The sequence below is a fragment of the Pannonibacter sp. SL95 genome, assembly GCF_026672425.1.
GTDB lineage: Bacteria > Pseudomonadota > Alphaproteobacteria > Rhizobiales > Stappiaceae > Pannonibacter.
The window spans coordinates 1-14,505 of record NZ_JAPPRC010000005.1 but is presented as its reverse complement, the minus strand read 5'-3'; the positions used below and the strand labels follow the sequence as shown (position 1 = coordinate 14,505).

Annotated in this window: 21 protein-coding genes; 19 read left to right on the top strand and 2 right to left on the bottom strand. The window is 61.7% G+C overall.

Going from position 1 to position 14,505, the window contains the following annotated elements; all coding sequences use genetic code 11:
- Window positions 1-63 precede the first annotated feature (63 nt).
- The 6 genes from OVA12_RS15095 to OVA12_RS15070 all read left to right on the top strand — a co-directional run bounded on the left by OVA12_RS15095 (window position 64) and on the right by OVA12_RS15070 (window position 4,215).
- Entirely contained in the window at window positions 64-270 is a 207-nt protein-coding gene (locus OVA12_RS15095) for a hypothetical protein (protein WP_268133621.1), read from the top strand.
- 29 nt (window positions 271-299) lie between these two features.
- Window positions 300-494: a DUF1804 family protein gene (locus tag OVA12_RS15090; RefSeq protein ID WP_268138766.1), complete on the top strand. Its 195-nt coding sequence runs from the start codon at window positions 300-302 to the stop codon at window positions 492-494.
- Between the two features lie 4 nt (window positions 495-498).
- Window positions 499-801 (top strand): DUF1804 family protein, encoded by a 303-nt coding sequence (locus tag OVA12_RS15085; RefSeq protein WP_268138764.1) that lies wholly within the window; start codon window positions 499-501, stop codon window positions 799-801.
- Window positions 798-1,868, top strand: a complete 1,071-nt coding sequence (locus OVA12_RS15080; RefSeq protein ID WP_268138762.1) for a hypothetical protein — start codon at window positions 798-800, stop codon at window positions 1,866-1,868. Before OVA12_RS15085 ends, OVA12_RS15080 begins: the two co-directional genes overlap by 4 nt.
- Window positions 1,838-2,494 carry a phage terminase large subunit gene (gene terL, locus OVA12_RS15075; protein WP_268138760.1) on the top strand — a complete coding sequence of 219 codons (657 nt, stop codon included), beginning with the start codon at window positions 1,838-1,840 and terminating at the stop codon, window positions 2,492-2,494. Before OVA12_RS15080 ends, terL begins: the two co-directional genes overlap by 31 nt.
- A 71-nt stretch (window positions 2,495-2,565) precedes the next feature.
- Entirely contained in the window at window positions 2,566-4,215 is a 1,650-nt protein-coding gene (locus OVA12_RS15070; RefSeq protein WP_268138758.1) for a DUF935 domain-containing protein, read from the top strand.
- Here OVA12_RS15070 and OVA12_RS15065 read toward each other — a convergent pair.
- The gene (locus OVA12_RS15065; protein ID WP_268139457.1) at window positions 4,169-4,489 is read right to left on the bottom strand and encodes a hypothetical protein; all 321 of its coding nucleotides are present in this window, start codon (window positions 4,487-4,489) and stop codon (window positions 4,169-4,171) included. The genes OVA12_RS15070 and OVA12_RS15065 overlap by 47 nt on opposite strands.
- A gap of 39 nt (window positions 4,490-4,528) precedes the next feature.
- Here OVA12_RS15065 and OVA12_RS15060 point away from each other — a divergent pair, with 39 nt between their 5' ends.
- Together OVA12_RS15060 and OVA12_RS15055 are read left to right on the top strand one after the other, a co-directional pair.
- Window positions 4,529-5,719: a PBECR2 nuclease fold domain-containing protein gene (locus tag OVA12_RS15060; RefSeq protein ID WP_268139428.1), complete on the top strand. Its 1,191-nt coding sequence runs from the start codon at window positions 4,529-4,531 to the stop codon at window positions 5,717-5,719.
- Window positions 5,673-6,170: a phage virion morphogenesis protein gene (locus tag OVA12_RS15055; RefSeq protein WP_268136925.1), complete on the top strand. Its 498-nt coding sequence runs from the start codon at window positions 5,673-5,675 to the stop codon at window positions 6,168-6,170. Before OVA12_RS15060 ends, OVA12_RS15055 begins: the two co-directional genes overlap by 47 nt.
- Window positions 6,171-6,237: 67 nt before the next feature.
- Here OVA12_RS15055 and OVA12_RS15050 read toward each other — a convergent pair whose 3' ends face one another.
- Window positions 6,238-7,128: a hypothetical protein gene (locus OVA12_RS15050; RefSeq protein WP_268138756.1), complete on the bottom strand. Its 891-nt coding sequence runs from the start codon at window positions 7,126-7,128 to the stop codon at window positions 6,238-6,240.
- Window positions 7,129-7,515: 387 nt separating this feature from the next.
- Here OVA12_RS15050 and OVA12_RS15045 point away from each other — a divergent pair, with 387 nt between their 5' ends.
- The 11 genes from OVA12_RS15045 to OVA12_RS14995 all read left to right on the top strand — a co-directional run bounded on the left by OVA12_RS15045 (window position 7,516) and on the right by OVA12_RS14995 (window position 14,249).
- Window positions 7,516-7,890 (top strand): hypothetical protein, encoded by a 375-nt coding sequence (locus OVA12_RS15045; protein ID WP_268138754.1) that lies wholly within the window; start codon window positions 7,516-7,518, stop codon window positions 7,888-7,890.
- 17 nt (window positions 7,891-7,907) lie between these two features.
- A complete protein-coding gene (locus OVA12_RS15040; protein ID WP_268138752.1) occupies window positions 7,908-8,678 on the top strand; it encodes a hypothetical protein in 771 nt (256 codons plus the stop codon).
- A 64-nt stretch (window positions 8,679-8,742) separates the two neighbouring features.
- Window positions 8,743-9,114: a hypothetical protein gene (locus OVA12_RS15035; protein ID WP_268138750.1), complete on the top strand. Its 372-nt coding sequence runs from the start codon at window positions 8,743-8,745 to the stop codon at window positions 9,112-9,114.
- Window positions 9,115-9,196: 82 nt separating this feature from the next.
- Window positions 9,197-10,132 (top strand): capsid protein, encoded by a 936-nt coding sequence (locus tag OVA12_RS15030; RefSeq protein WP_268133629.1) that lies wholly within the window; start codon window positions 9,197-9,199, stop codon window positions 10,130-10,132.
- Between the two features lie 24 nt (window positions 10,133-10,156).
- The gene (locus OVA12_RS15025; protein ID WP_268133630.1) at window positions 10,157-10,510 is read left to right on the top strand and encodes a hypothetical protein; all 354 of its coding nucleotides are present in this window, start codon (window positions 10,157-10,159) and stop codon (window positions 10,508-10,510) included.
- A gap of 48 nt (window positions 10,511-10,558) precedes the next feature.
- Window positions 10,559-11,047 carry a DUF1320 domain-containing protein gene (locus OVA12_RS15020; RefSeq protein ID WP_268133715.1) on the top strand — a complete coding sequence of 163 codons (489 nt, stop codon included), beginning with the start codon at window positions 10,559-10,561 and terminating at the stop codon, window positions 11,045-11,047.
- Window positions 11,044-11,511 carry a Gp37 family protein gene (locus OVA12_RS15015; protein WP_268138748.1) on the top strand — a complete coding sequence of 156 codons (468 nt, stop codon included), beginning with the start codon at window positions 11,044-11,046 and terminating at the stop codon, window positions 11,509-11,511. The genes OVA12_RS15020 and OVA12_RS15015 overlap by 4 nt, the downstream gene beginning before the upstream one ends.
- 3 nt (window positions 11,512-11,514) lie before the next feature.
- A complete protein-coding gene (locus OVA12_RS15010) occupies window positions 11,515-11,742 on the top strand; it encodes a hypothetical protein (RefSeq protein ID WP_268136914.1) in 228 nt (75 codons plus the stop codon).
- A gap of 1 nt (window position 11,743) precedes the next feature.
- Window positions 11,744-13,066 (top strand): phage tail protein, encoded by a 1,323-nt coding sequence (locus OVA12_RS15005; protein ID WP_268136913.1) that lies wholly within the window; start codon window positions 11,744-11,746, stop codon window positions 13,064-13,066.
- Window positions 13,067-13,163: 97 nt separating this feature from the next.
- Window positions 13,164-13,682, top strand: a complete 519-nt coding sequence (locus OVA12_RS15000; protein WP_268138746.1) for a phage major tail tube protein — start codon at window positions 13,164-13,166, stop codon at window positions 13,680-13,682.
- A 276-nt stretch (window positions 13,683-13,958) separates the two neighbouring features.
- Window positions 13,959-14,249, top strand: coding sequence for a hypothetical protein (locus tag OVA12_RS14995; protein WP_268138744.1), 291 nt, complete (start codon window positions 13,959-13,961; stop codon window positions 14,247-14,249).
- The last annotated feature ends 256 nt before the right edge of the window (window positions 14,250-14,505 follow it).

Here is a 14,505-nt window from a genome sequence, read left to right as displayed (position 1 = left end):
CGATCAGCTTTGGGCCGTTAGACCGGCTCCGGCTTAACGCCCGCTGATCCAGGAGCCCTGATGATGAGCGATGATATCAGCCAGCGCCTCGGCAAGATCGAAGGCCTCCTGATCGGGATCGACAAGAAGGTCGACGGTCTTGAGGGGCAGATTACGCGCCAGGACGAACGCTTGCGCACCGTTGAACGGCGCACATTTGCCAATTCGGTTGTCGCCTCCGGTGTGATCTCGATCGGCATTGCCTTCGTCAAGGACAAGATCGGTGTGTGACAGGCCTGATACCACGGGATTGGCATTTGATGGCACGGGATGAAGACAAGAAACGGCAGGCTCGCAAACGCTTCATCTTCGAGCGCCAGTCTGTGCCGACCATCTGCCTGGCGCTTGGCATTTCTGACAGCACATTGCGGCGCTGGAAGAAGGATGCCCGACAGCATGGGGATGACTGGGACGTTGCCCGTTCCGCAACCATGCTCGCTTTACGAGGGCCTTGAGACAGTGGTCGCATCCGTTGTCGAGGATTTCGTCATCCTGTTCCAAGCGACCGTCGAAGACGTCAAGTCTTCCGAAACGCTCCAGGCCGCAGACCGCGTCAAGCTGATGGCATCGCTATCTGACGCCTTCAACAAGATGGTCTCGTCAGCCGGCCGCGTTGCGCCGAAGCTGTCCGAGCTGGGCGTTGCCAATGACGTGCTTTCCCGTCTGGCGGAGTTTGTCCGGATCGAGTTTCCGCAGCATTCGTCGGCGTTCGTCGAAATCCTCGAACCCTTTGGAGACCGGCTTGCGGAGGTTTACGGATGATCTCGCCACGGCATGGCCCCGGCGCGCCGCTCAAGGCAAACGAGTTCCGGAAAAGCATCGCCGAGATTGCGGATCTGTTCCGGCAAAAGATCGAACTTGAGGTCGAAGCTTTTCCCGCAGATCCGGAACGACGGCGTGAACGGCTGGCCAAAGTTCAGGCGGACGGAACCGGCTACAGGTTTTTTGCCGAAACCTATTTCCCGCACTATCTGTCGAAACCTGCCAGCCGCTTGCACGATCATCTTTATGCCGACCTGCCGTCAATGGTCGAAACCGCTCATGGTCAACGCAAGCTGGTCATCGCACCGCGCGGCTCAGCCAAGTCGACCCATATTTCCCTGATCTTCCCGCTCTGGTGCGTCGTGCGCGGCCTGAAGCATTACATTGTCCTGATCATGGATGCCTTCGAACAGGCTGCCGTCATGCTCGAAGCGCTGAAGGCCGAACTGGAGGTCAATCCCAGGCTGAAATACGATTTTCCCGACGTCTTCGGCCAGGGTCGTGTCTGGCGCGAGGGCGACATCGTCACGCGCAACAACGTCAAGATCGAAGGGTTCGGGACAGGCAAAAAGATCCGTGGCCGTCGTCATGGCCCGTTTCGCCCGGATCTTGCGATCCTGGACGATGTCGAGAACGACGAGAATGTCGCCAATCCCAAGCAGCGCGACAAGCTGGAAGGATGGATCTCCAAGGCTGTTCTGAAACTTGGGCCCCCTGACGGTTCCATGGACGTGCTCTATGCCGGAACCGTCCTGCACCATGATGCCGTCATCGTCCGGTTTTCCCGAAAGCCACAATGGCAGGCCACAGAGTTTCGAGCCATCCTTACATGGCCGGATCGCATGGACCTCTGGGACCGTTGGGAAGAGTTGTATCTCACCGATGAGCCAACTGCAGACGAATGGTACCAGGCGAACGCCAAGGACATGGAGCGTGGCGCCGAACTGAACTGGCCCGACAATCACACGCTGCTCTACCTGATGCGCGAGCGGGCCGCGAACATTCCGCGTTCGAAAGCGAATATCAGAACAAACCCGTGTCCCGGGACAATCCGTTCCAGGATCTGACATGGTGGGTGCAAAAGAAGCGGGACTGGCTGTTCTTCGGTGCAATCGACCCTTCGCTTGGCAAAAACAACCGGCATCGTGATCCCTCGGCAATCCTGATCGGCGGCTATGACCGTGAAACACAGGTGCTGGATGTGGTCGAGGCTTCGATCCGCCGCCGCTTGCCGGACGTCATCATTGCCGATGCCATTGCGTTGCAGCGGGATTATGCCTGTCAGTTGTGGTTTGTCGAAAGTGTCCAGTTCCAGGAACTGTTGCGCACCGACCTGATGAAGGCTGCAGCGCGTGCCGGGCTTGCCATGCCTTGCGTTCCCATTGTTCCGCTTGCGGACAAGGCGCTGCGGATCGAACGGCTGCAACCGCCGGTCCATGCGGGTCTCATCCGTTTCAATGCAGCGCACAAGGTTCTGGTCGATCAGCTGCAACAGTGGCCGGACGCCGATCACGACGACGGTCCGGACTGTCTGGAAATGCTCTGGAGCAATGCGGTCGCAAAAGCCGCCAGCGCATTGACTGCCAACACATTTAGAACGGCTCCAGGAAGCTCCAGGTCGGCATCGGCCTTTGGAGGGGCGGGCTCGATATCAGGACCGGCGTCCGGACGCTTCGGGGGGTACCGGCTGTGAAGTGCCGCAAAGTGACCGGCCGCAAGGAGCCAATTTCGCCCGCACTGTTCCTGCAACAGGAGTAAAAAGACATGGCTCGAGGTAAGTCTGCCGGGATCCCGGCTGGCGCGCGTGCTGTGCCGCCGCAGGGCGGACAGTTCATCGCAACGCCCGCAAATGATGTCACCATTCCGTTCTTTTCCAATGTGCTGGAGCCTCAGGACCCAACTATCCGGGAAAAGGGCGCAGCCAAGGGTTTGAAGCTCTATGATGAGGTCTTGCGGGATGGCCGCGTCCGCACGGTCCTGGGTAAGCGCTTTACCAAAGTGACGCGCCGGAGCTGGACCGTCACGCCGGCGGATCCAGATAAACCTCTCGACTTGGAGATTGCCGAGGCGATCACCAGGATGCTCAAGCGGATCGGTTTCGACGGGATCAGCAAGCATCTGCTCAAGGCCATCCTGAAGGGCTATGCGGTGGCGGAAGTGATCTGGCACCTGGACCAGGACGGACTGATCGCGCCGAAGGCCATCAAGGCGCATGACCAGGCTCGTTTCCGCTTTGCCCCGGACTGGCGTCCGAGGCTCCTGACCCGGGAAAGCGGACTTGAAGGGATCGAGCTGCCGGAACGCAAGTTCATCGTTCACCGGTATGATGCCGAGGGAAACAATCCCTACGGCCTCGGGCTTGGCTCCACATTGTTCTGGCATGTGCTGTTCAAGCGTGAGGGTGTCGCCTCCTGGATGGTTCTGCTTGAGAAGTTCGCTGCCCCCACGCCTTTCGGACGTTTTCCGGCCGGAACGGCCGCAAGTGAGCAGGATCGTCTGCTTCTGCTGCTGCGCGATCTCGTTTCCAATGGCGCGCTGGCAGCACCGATCGGCACTGAAGTCGAGTTTCTGGAAGCAAAACGAAGCGGTGACGCCGGCTATGAAGCCTGGGTGCGCTACTGGGACGAACAGACCTCGGAAGTCGTGCTTGGCAGCACGCTCTCCACAAGCGTCAAGGGTGAAGGCGCCCGGGCTGCGTCGGAAACCCATGCGGACGAAACCGAAGCCATCATTGACGATGACGCCGATGCCTTGTCGGAAACCTTCAATGACACCCTGATCCGTTGGATCACCGAACTGAACTGGCCAGGCGCCACGCCCCCGTCTGTCTGGCGGCCACGTCCGAGCAATGAAAAGGACGAGGAAGCCCTCAAAAAGTCGCGGCACGAGCGCCAGCGGGGTGCGGTCGGTCTGCTCAACGAGTTGCGCCGTCAGGGCTTTGAGCCCGATGATGTCGAAGCCTGGCTGGCAGATGTGATGGAAACGCCGGTGACCGGCTTTTCCGCCCCGGACCTTGCGGCCAGCCCTGCCGCGAATGCGTTGACGGCTGCCTTTGCCGACGCTGCGGCCGCACGTGAGGGTGACCCTACATCCCATCTTGTCGACCAGGTCGCCGATCTCGCCGGGCCGGCCCTGACCGGGTGGATCGGCACATTGCGCGAGACCCTTTCGGGGGTAAAGGACTACAGTCAAGCATCGCAAGCCCTGCTGGAGGCATATGGCCGGCTTCTGCCGGATCCACTGGGCAACGTCCTCGGCGATGCACTTGCCTTGGCGGAGCTAAACGGCCGGGCCGATGTGCAGGACGAGACCGGTGTTCTCCCGTCGTTTCCCGCCGCCGCAAAGCTCAAAAAAACTCCTGACGCCCTCACCTGCGGGTGCTGCGGAGGCACGAAGCACCAGCTTTGCCGATGACGGCAACAGCGATCATGGCCCGCTGGCTGATGCCATCGCCTTCCATCGGCAGAAGATCAGGTTGCCGACCAACCACTGGCACGATCTTTTGCACCATGCCCATGACCGTGCCTTCGTTGTTGCCGGTGCGACGCGGGACGCCCTGATCGAGGACTTTCAGGCCGCGATCGATGACGCCCTTGCCAAAGGCCTGCCGTTCAATGGCTGGCTCGACAAGACGGGCGTTCACCAGCCAGGCTTCATTGACCGGTTCGACGAGATCGTCCGCCGGCACGGATGGGATCACAAGGGCGGACGTGAATGGCGGGCACGGGTGATCTATGAGACGAACCTGAAATCTGCCCATGCCGCCGGCCGCTATCGTCAGATGACCGATCCGGATGTGCTGAAGGTTTATCCTTACTGGGAGTATGTCCATGGCCTGGCCCGGGTCCCTGATACGCCGCGCGAAGATCACGAAGCCTGGAGCGGACTTGTCCTGCCGGCAGATGATCCATGGTGGCAGACCTACTATCCGCCCAATGGCTGGAAATGCGGCTGCGGAGTGCGGCCTGTCTCGCGGGCAAAGCTGAAGACGCTCGGCAAGGACGGGCCCGATCCCTCGACGCCAATCGAGACCGAACGCCGACCGGATCCGGCAACCGGGCAGATCCTGGACTATCCAAAGGGCGTCGACATGGGCTGGGCCTATGCGCCTGGACGATCCTGGGCGAGCGGCCTGGTGCCGCGTGAACTGCAACAGCCCCTCGGCACACAGATGCAGCTGCCAGGGATTGTCCAGCTGCCAGAGATGGCTTCGATCGCCCGGCCTCTAAAGACGAGCAAGCTTGCTTCCGGACTGCGCGAAGAGGCTTATGTGGAGGCCTTCCTTGGCGCGTTTGACACCGGCCCCGACACACCGGAACTGTTCCGGGACAAGGCGGGGCATGCGGTTGTGATCTCTGACGATCTGTTCCGCCGGCCAGATGGGACAAGCAAGCTCGTCAATCCGCGTGGCTTGCCAAGTTCGAGCCGGGCCACAGCCCTCGTTCAACTGGCGGAAGCCCTAAAAGATCCGGACGAGATCTGGATTGATTGGGAATGGCATGCCGCCCGCAACGCCTGGATCCTGAAACGCCGCTACCTTCGGGCCGCGCCAGATCTTGCCGGTCTGATCATTTTCGAATGGAGCCGCTTCGGATGGCGGGGCACCACAGCCTACAACGCGGAGTCTGGCAAGTCAGGCAAACGCTCTACCGAACTTCAACCAGATCGAAACCTGGCGGCATGGCGTGCTTCTGTACCGAAGGGAAACAGACAAGAGCAACACCGGGGAATGAGAAAGGGCGGTCGACGCAGACCGCCCGGCGCAGGAACGGAAAGGAGGCCTGCGCCGGCCCACGTTCCTGTCGCAAAACCAAGTTTACAGGCTCTTTGCTTCAGCCGCAATCAGCCAGGTACTGCGGAGGAAAACTCAAGTGCTGACCTTCCGTTTCGAGACAAGCCGGATCGGGCCAGAGATTGAGGCCCTGATCGGCAAGACTGGTGACCGCGCCGCGGCGCATCGGATCATCGGACTGACGCTCTATGATCAGACTGTCGACCGGTTTCAGAGGGAAATAGCGCCGGATGGCACGCCCTGGGCCCCGCTCTCCCCTTTGACGCTCTCCAGCCGCCGCAACAAGCGCGGCATCCTTCGGGACCGAGGCGAGCTGTTCGGCTCGATCCATCAGGTCCACAATGCGACGCGGGCCGAAGTCGGTACCCGCCTCAATCATCCGAAGGTGATGGTGATGCAGTCTGGTGCCACGATCCGGCCGCGCCGGGCGTCCGTGCTTGCCGTTCCCATGGGACGCGGCGGAAACAGGCCCGCATTCATTCGCAAGGCCGTCATTCCGCCCCGGCCCTATATCGGGATCGGCCGGGGCGATGAGGAAGCTGTCAGAGATGCATTGCTGGCCTGGCTCGAGGCGTGAAAGACCGCAGTTCAAGTCGCGCGCCTTAGCCCTAGCGCCCCGCGCAGAAATGCAGCGGATCGCAAACTCACTCCGGCATGGTCTGTATGTCTGTAAAGCGGAAGATGAACTCCGGCTCACTCATCGCACCATACATCGTCATGCTGCTTTCCCAGAAACAGTCCGTCTTCTCTTCTGGCTTCACAAACTCACCGGAAAAGCGAATGCGGGTACCTTCCTTTAGATTAGAGAGCTTTTGAAACAACGCTGTATCGGGATCGATCAGCGTGTTACTCCCAATATCGCTGAGTGAGTTGTTCCAGGTCTTCACCGCCGCAGTTTCAGACAGCTTCACCGAAATAACACCCAAACCATCACCGTTGGTCGTTAGCTGATCTACGGTACCAGACCAGTTCTTGATCTTGCGCGATGTTTGCGCAGCACAAATTGCCTTGGCCCGTTCTCGACGCACCCCACCCTTGGCAAGGTCGTTTGTCGCCTGTTGGAACTGAGCCTTTGCAGTTTCAATGGCGGCAATCATTGCCACCTGCTCGGCTGGGGGAGCAAAGAACTCATTCTCTGCCGCCATTCTTGCGGCCTTTGCCGCAGCTTCTGCCGAGGCTTCCGCCTCAGCCTTCTGCCTGGCTTCAGCTTCGGCCTGTTTTTGCCGTTCCTTGTCCGCCTTCTCTGCGGCAAGTCTAGCTGCCTCATCGGCAAGAAGTTGCGCCTTCCTGTCGGCGAACACCTTGGGATCCGTTATGCCAGCCTGGGTCGCCAGGCGCAGGTCGTTTGCATCGGCAAAGCCGGCATCTTGTGCCCTTTTGTTCTCCGACATGGATGCACCCGCAGCAAGGGCTGCAAGTGAAATCACGATGATGCCGACGCCGCGTAGGCGCTTCCCTGTCATGAAAAAGACGTAGAACAGCCCGACGAGAAAGATCAGAACGCCCAGGAATGCAAGAACGTCAAAAAGATTCATGAGTTTCCCCTTTGGTTGAATTCTGGCGATAGAAACCAACCTGCTGGTGTAGTGTCAACCGCTTTGGATCCGGCGGCACAGCATTCGTAAAGGCCGCTCGCGAAGGCTGCCTTCCGCCCCATCGGCGCACCCGCCGTTAAGGCCGCGTTAGAAGCCCGGGAAAAGGCCTTTGGCTTTCTGTCCTGCCTTTGCAGATGGCGGTCCTCAGATGGCACCCGCCAGGCTCCGGCCGGTTGCGCATCAATTGGCTCCCGGATAGGGTGCCGCTTACCTGACCGTATGTTCAGCATCAGACGTGTCCCTGATGCCCTCTGGAACAGTTCCGGCGCATATCCCTCCCGCCACTGACAATGTCGCTCCAGTTGACCAAAACCGGAGCGACGGCCCGTGCCGCAGGCGACCTCAACCCGCAAGATCGAAGTGTTCCGTCCAGGAACGTTCACGGCCATGTCCGGTGCGTCCTTTACCGCCAGTGCCAGCGACCTGGCGGCGCTGGCAGACCGGTATGATGCCGAGAACAATCCAGTCCCGGTGGTCGTTGGCCATCCCAGGACGGATGCGCCTGCCTATGGCTGGGTAAAGAGTTTCACCTATGACGCGGACGCTGAGCGGCTGATCGCAGAAGTCGGCGAACTGGAACCCGGATTTGCCTCGGCAGTGTCCGACGGCCGCTACAAGAAAATCTCGATGTCGTTCCATGTGCCAGGCGCCCCGTCCAACCCGGCCGCGATGCGCTTTACCCCAAACATGTCGGGTTTCTAGGGGGGGCCGCCCCCGCCGTGCCGGGCCTTAAGCCGGTGTCCTTCACAGATGCCGCTGACATCATCACGGTCGAGGTGGTCTCCTTTGCTGATCCAGCCTTCCGCGATGTGGCGAGCCTCTTTCGCCGCTTCAGGGAATGGCTGATCGAGACACGCGATGCAGAGACCGCCGACAAGGTCATGCCGGACTACACGATCCGCTGGATCGACGAGGCCGGCACGCTGCCGGCGCCGCAGCCAGCCGCCTTTGCCGCAAGTCCTGAAACCGTTTCGATCTCACAGGAACCGATCATGTCCACCACCACACCGCCCGCTCATTCATCCGCTCCCGCCCCCGATGCGGATCTGGCTGCCCGCGAAGCCGCCCTCCGGGCTAGGGAAGATGCGCTCAATGCCCGCGAAACCGAACAGCGTCACGGCGCAAATGTCAGCTTTGCCGAGGGCCTGATCGCCTCAGGGCAGCTTGCCACTGGCCACAAGGCCAAGCTGGTGGCGCTTCTGGATGGCCTCGCCGGTGCGTCGTCCGCTGCAATCTCCTTTTCCGAAAACGGATCCGAAGTCACCACGGGTCTCGTTGATCTGGCGAAGTCGCTTTTCGAGACCGCTCCGAAGATCGTCGAGTTCGGCGAGACGGACATGGGGGATGCCCCGGAAGCGTCTGCGAATGACGCAGAAAACCTCGCCCGCGAAGCAATTGCCTTCCAGGCAACGCAGCGGGCCGCCTGCATCACCGTCTCGGCAGCCGATGCCGTCACCCATGTCGAGAAGACGCGAGGCCTCAGGACCTGAGGCCCACCCTGTCTGATATCCGGCTGATGTCCAGCCGCTCTGTTGTCAATGAGGAGCCACCAGCATGCATGTTGGTCTGATCAAGAATTTCACCGCAGACGGCCCGATCGGCAAGCGGCGTCTTGTGACTTTCGGCAGCGCGGAAGGCCGCGTTGCCCTCGCTTACATCGGGGCGGTGCTGCTCGGCACGACCGCAATCAGGGGCGCGGCTGGCACCGGCGAGCGGATTGACGTCTGTCTCGATCACATCCGTGAAGTCGAGTTCGGAGGCACGGTGGCTTATGGCGACCCGCTCACCAGTGATGCGAACGGCCGCGCGATCAAGGCTGCCCCAGGGGCTGGCGCTTCATTGCCAATCATTGGCCGCGCGATGAGCGCCGGTGGTCTCGGCGTCATCGGTCATGTCCTGATCCAGCCCGCAACGCTGCGCGGTTGACCAGTTTACCGAAAGCGCGGTCCTGACCGCGCTGGCCGCAGCGCTCCCTGCAGTCCCAAACCTTCTTTGAAAGAAAGCAGCCATGTCCAGCGCCACTGACCAGTTTACCGAAAGCGCGGTCCTGACCGCGATTGCCATCGCCTATTCCAACCCGGACTACAACCTGATCGCCGACCAGGTCTTGCCCCGGGTGCCCGCGCCGGCCGCAACCTTCAAGTATCAGGTCTACGACGAGGCGGAAGCCTTCACGCTGCCCGACACCCGCGTCGGACGCCGCTCGGCGCCGAACCAGGTGGAGATTTCCGGCAGCGAGCGGGAGGCCAGTACCGAGGAGTATGGCATCGACATCCCGCTCGACAACAAGACCATCGCCGAGGCTCAGCGCAACAAGTGGGACCCGGACAGGCGGGCGACCGAACGGGCGGCGGACATTGTCCTGCTCGACCGCGAAGTGCGTACGGCAAGTCTGGTCAAGGATCCGGCCAACTATCACCCCGACCACGTCGAGACCCTGGCCGGTGCCGACATCTTCACGGACCCTGCGAGCGATCCGATCACGGTGATCGAAGATCTGATGGCGACCTGCTGGCAGCGGCCGAACCAGCTGACACTGGGCTTCAGCGCCTGGCGTGCCCTGCGCAAGCACCCGAAGGTCGTCAAGGCCGTGCACGGAAACTCCGGCGACCAGGGCCGGGCAACGCGGCAGCAGATTGCCGAACTCCTGGAGGTCCAGCGTGTTCTGGTGGGCGAAAGCCGCGTCAACATCAAGCGTCCGGGCGAGGCGCCGGTTCTGGCCCGGGTCTGGGACAATATCGTTGCAGGCCAGTTCATCAACCGGACGGCTGACACCACCGGTGGACTGACCTTCGGCTACACCGCTCAGCTGGGTACCAAGATCGCCGGCACGCTTCCGGCCAACATGGGCTTGCGGGGCGGCAAGCTCGTCCGTTCCGGCGAGGAAGTGCGCGAGCTGATCGTGGCCAACCGGGCCGGTTTCCTGATCCGCAATGCGGCCTGATCCCTCAAACCAGGAGCTGAGACCATGACCGATACGCTGACCTATCCCGTCCTGGCTGCCGTCCGGCACAACCGGGTCCGCTATGCGCCGGATGATCCCGATCACAACACCATCGACCTGGCACCTGGAGAGGCCAGACCGCTGCTGATGCTCAAGGTGATCGGGGAGCCCGTCACACCTGTCCAGGTCAATGATGTCCCTGCCGATGATGTCCCGGCTGGCGATGCAACTGGCCCTGTTGATGCTGGCCCTGATGAAGCTGGCCCTGATGAAGCTGGCGATGATGAAGCCGGACCGGATCACGATGGACCGGCGCGCGCAGCTGACGCGCTGACGAAATCCGGCAAGCGTACGGCAAAAGCACAGAAGCCGGATTGATCCGGACAATCAGGCGTCCGGTCCAGGGACCTGGGAGCGTTAAAAGCGATGACGACAGGCAGCTATCTAACGGTGGACGAGCTGATCGCGCTCAACAGCGAGGAAGATCTCATCGCCCTGGCCGGCATTGGCGGGTTCAACTCCGCAGGTGGCCGGACCCTCGACCGGGACCGCCTGTCCGCGCAGATCCGGCGTGCCCAGAGCCTGATAGACGGACATGTGCTGAACCGCTTCCCAGCGCTTGGCGCGGTGCCTTGCGCGGATATGCCCGCGAGCCTGAAAGGTGCGGCGGCGGATCTCGTCGTCTACTGGCTGCGCGACCGTGTTGCCGATCGAGGCGCAGTGGATGACGTGACGCGTGCCCGCTACCTGGACGTGATGGACTTCCTGAAAGGCATCCGCGACGGCAAGACGGACCTCGGGCCCGGGCGCGACGGGCTTGGCGGCTTGCCTGGCGGCGGCGCGGGACAGACAGACCGGATCGCCGGCAGTTTCCCCGCTGCCCGCGCCCCGTCCATGCTGGAGGGCTGGCGGTGAGCGTGATCCAGTCCATCGAAACGCAGCTGATCGCCCGGCTGAAACGGTGCCTGCCATCGGAGTTCTACGTGGCCGGCTTTCCGGGTAACCCGGAAGCCTTCGACCCGGCGAAGATGCGCGCGGCTGCGTTGGTCCATTATTCCGGCGCACGTTATGGCGAGGGCAATGGCATGGACCTTGCCCGTCAATCGCGCGAACTCAGGTTCACCATCGTCCTTTACCTCGGCGACCTGAATGGCGGCGCTGCCGCCTATCCCATTCTCGATACGATGCGCCAGTGGTTGCAGAACACGGCCCTGGAAGGGGCAACGCCGCTCAAGATGATGAGCGAACGGCTTACCGACCAGGCCGCCGGCCAATGGGAATGGCAGGTGGACGTCTCCTGCGTTGTCGCATCCGTTGCCGCCGAGCAATCGCCGGCGCGCCCCCGTATCCCGCTCACCCGCTTTCAGGAGGAGGGTTAGGCCATGCCTGCCAAACCGACCCACAGCTTTGCCACCTACACGTATCTTGGTCCGGTCCAGTCCGTCTCCCTGCGGGGCAAGGATACGGACGGAAACACCGTCACATTCTTTGAAGAAACGCTGTGCCCCGGACAGGACTACCTGCTGCCGGAGGGGCATGCGGCTGTCGCCGGCTGGAAAGCCCTGAACCTCATCATGCCGGCCCACCAGGCAAGCAACGGAGACGCGTAACATGGCAAGCTCGGAACGCTACTTCGGACCTGAAGTCGTCGATGTCGACGAAGGCGGCCTTCTCGTCCGCGAACTGAAAGCGGCGACCGCGTTTCTGATCGGTACAGCACCGATCCATGAAGTCCACGCAACCCCGGCGGCGCGCGCGGCCTATATCAACAAGCCGATCCTGATCCGGCGCCAGTCCGACATCACCCGGCATTTCGGCCCGGTGCGGGACGGCTACACGATCCCGCAGAAGCTGAACGCCATGTTCTCCAAGGCGAGAACCGCCGGCATCGGCACGATCTGTGTGGTCAACGTCTTTGATCCTGCGGTGCACAAGGACGGAGCCAACACGCCCGATCCCTCGCGAGTAACTGCCCTCGACATCATCGGGACCTTCGACGCGGCCGGCAATCCGTCCGGCCTGAAGCTCGCCTATTCGTGCTATCAGGCCTATGGCTGGTTCCCCAAAATCCTGCTGGCAACAGGCTTCGACGGATTGAGCGGTGTGCGGGCAGAACTTGGTGTGATCGCCGGACGGATCCGGGCGCGCTATCTTCTGGACGCGCCGCTCGGCGTCACCGTGCAGCAGGTCATCGAAGCCCGCGGGCCGTCGGGGAGCTTTGACTGGCAGACCAGCGATCGCCGCGCGATCCTGTGCTGGCCGCATATGAAGGTCGTGAACCTTGATCCGGCTTCGTCAACCGCCGGCAAGCCGATTGCTGACGCCTATTCCGCACATCTGGCCGGCGTCATGCTGTCGAGTGTCATGGAGTATGGCTACCACCATTCCCCTTCGAACAGGCCGATTGCCGGCATTGAGGAGGCCGCGCAGCAGGTGCTGTACATTCCCGGAGACAAGACGTCGGACGTCCAGGAACTGCGCGGTGCGGGCATCGTCACGGTCGAGGAGCGCTGGGGCAAAGGGCCCCATGTTTCCGGCAACAGGTCCGCTGCCTATCCGACCGTCACGGACATGCGCAACTTCATCCATGTGCAGTTCATTGAGGACGTGATGGACGAGGCGATCCTTCATTTCCTCGACGAGTGGAAGGACCGCAACGCAAACCCGGCTTCGCTGGAAAAGGTCGAGGACCGGATCAACGCCTACGGCCTGTCCAAGACGGTCGGCAAGGATCCTGCGCTTTATGATTTCCGGTTTTCCTTTGACCGCAAGAAGACCACGCCCGCCAGCATCGCAGATGGCTGGCTGTACTGGCGCCAGGACTATGCGCCGGTTGGCCTGATGGAGCGGCTGACGGTCGAGCGGTCGATCAACATCGACCTGATCCGCAACGCGCTTGGCCTTGCCACGACGACAGACCCGCAGGTGGCCTGACGGCGCGCATGTGCGTCTGCGGCCCGCAGGCAGGGGATGAAAATGCCCAACTGATGCCGGTCTGTCAGGCCGGTTCCAGGAACGAGGAACACAGAAAATGGCCGATTACCGCCGGTTCGCCTCAATCGTCAACGCCGAGGTCTACAAGGAAGACAATTCCCTTCTCGGCATCGCGCGCGAGTTCAAGATCCCGTCCATCGAATGGAAGACGGTCGACATCGAAACCCTTGGACAGGTCGCGGTCTACAAGACACCCACCCGGGTCCTGGAAGCCCTGACCGGATCGATGAAGTTCCAGGCCCTGGAGCCGGAACTTGCCGAGGAATTCTACAATCCGACGATCTCGCACAAGCTGCAACTGCACCAGCGTCTTGATGTCAACGGTCCGGATGGTCACGACCGGGAACGCTCCTGCACCCTCATTACAATCGTCAGTGCACGCTTCTTCAAGACCGATGCAAGCGGTGCCAAGCTCGGCGACCTTGACGAGATCGATTATGAGTTCACGTGCTCTCGCCTGGCGCAGCGTGTCCACGACAGTGACCGGACGTTGCTCGAGATCGATGTTTTCGCGAACACCGCCCGGAACAGCTCCTGCGATATCTGGACCGCATGATGTGACTCTGGGGCGGTCTGGCCCCGCCCTCTCTTTACCCGGACAGGCTCGGCAGAACCGATCTGCCTGACCTGTCCGGACTGGCTGACCCTCCGGACCCGCAATCCGCGCCACGGAGGCCAGCATGTCCGATCACGATTTTTCCCCTCGCATACCCATTCTGCCGTTCCTGCCAGCCCGCACCATTTCTCCGGCGAAGGTGGTCCGGCCGCCCCGGGCGTCATTGACCGCCTCAAAGCCTATCGGGCAGCTCATGAGGGCGATGAGCGTTTCGTTTTGCCCGAAACCGGCGTCACGGTGTCTTTCCCGAAGTTTCGCAAGCATGGCACCTGGGTCAGCTGCCTTCGGCTCGCCCGCAACAATCTGGCCAAAGCGCAGATCCTCTACATCTGCCGTGTGTCGCGCTTCGATGGCGAGACCATCACCGAGGCTGACTTCAGTGCCTACATCCCGATGCAGGATGCCAACGAACTGCTGGCGGAAGTCTTTGGCGGTGCCTCTGCCGAAGATGACGATGAGGCGGGTGAGCCCCAGGGCGAGGGAAAGCGGACGGCGAAGACGGCCTGAGGCTGTCTTCGCTGGAATGCCAGACCTACCTCGTCAACCGGGGGTGGCCGCCGGGCTACCTCGACGATCTGTCCGAGGACGAGTTCCTCGCAATTTACGAAGACCAGATCGCCTTGACGAGGCGCGCGCGGAGGCTGAGCGCCGCGCGGCAGAAGCGGTCCGCAGCCGGATCCAGGGGGCTCAAGGGAGCGCGTTGAATGGCGGACATGCGCCTTGGCATTGTTGCCGAATTCACCGACCGGGCGTCGCAGCGGCT

Excerpts from the sequence above, each read along its gene's own strand:
- OVA12_RS15095 (WP_268133621.1), top strand. The coding sequence starts at position 64 with ATGAGCGATGATATCAGCCAGCGCCTCGGCAAGATCGAAGGCCTCCTG.
- OVA12_RS15080 (WP_268138762.1), top strand. The coding sequence starts at position 798 with ATGATCTCGCCACGGCATGGCCCCGGCGCGCCGCTCAAGGCAAACGAG.
- OVA12_RS15090 (WP_268138766.1), top strand. The coding sequence starts at position 300 with ATGGCACGGGATGAAGACAAGAAACGGCAGGCTCGCAAACGCTTCATC.
- OVA12_RS15020 (WP_268133715.1), top strand. The coding sequence starts at position 10,559 with ATGACGACAGGCAGCTATCTAACGGTGGACGAGCTGATCGCGCTCAAC.
- OVA12_RS15050 (WP_268138756.1), bottom strand. The coding sequence starts at position 7,128 with ATGAATCTTTTTGACGTTCTTGCATTCCTGGGCGTTCTGATCTTTCTC.
- OVA12_RS15010 (WP_268136914.1), top strand. The coding sequence starts at position 11,515 with ATGCCTGCCAAACCGACCCACAGCTTTGCCACCTACACGTATCTTGGT.
- OVA12_RS15030 (WP_268133629.1), top strand. The coding sequence starts at position 9,197 with ATGTCCAGCGCCACTGACCAGTTTACCGAAAGCGCGGTCCTGACCGCG.
- OVA12_RS15000 (WP_268138746.1), top strand. The coding sequence starts at position 13,164 with ATGGCCGATTACCGCCGGTTCGCCTCAATCGTCAACGCCGAGGTCTAC.
- OVA12_RS15035 (WP_268138750.1), top strand. The coding sequence starts at position 8,743 with ATGCATGTTGGTCTGATCAAGAATTTCACCGCAGACGGCCCGATCGGC.
- OVA12_RS15005 (WP_268136913.1), top strand. The coding sequence starts at position 11,744 with ATGGCAAGCTCGGAACGCTACTTCGGACCTGAAGTCGTCGATGTCGAC.
- OVA12_RS15070 (WP_268138758.1), top strand. The coding sequence starts at position 2,566 with ATGGCTCGAGGTAAGTCTGCCGGGATCCCGGCTGGCGCGCGTGCTGTG.
- OVA12_RS15025 (WP_268133630.1), top strand. The coding sequence starts at position 10,157 with ATGACCGATACGCTGACCTATCCCGTCCTGGCTGCCGTCCGGCACAAC.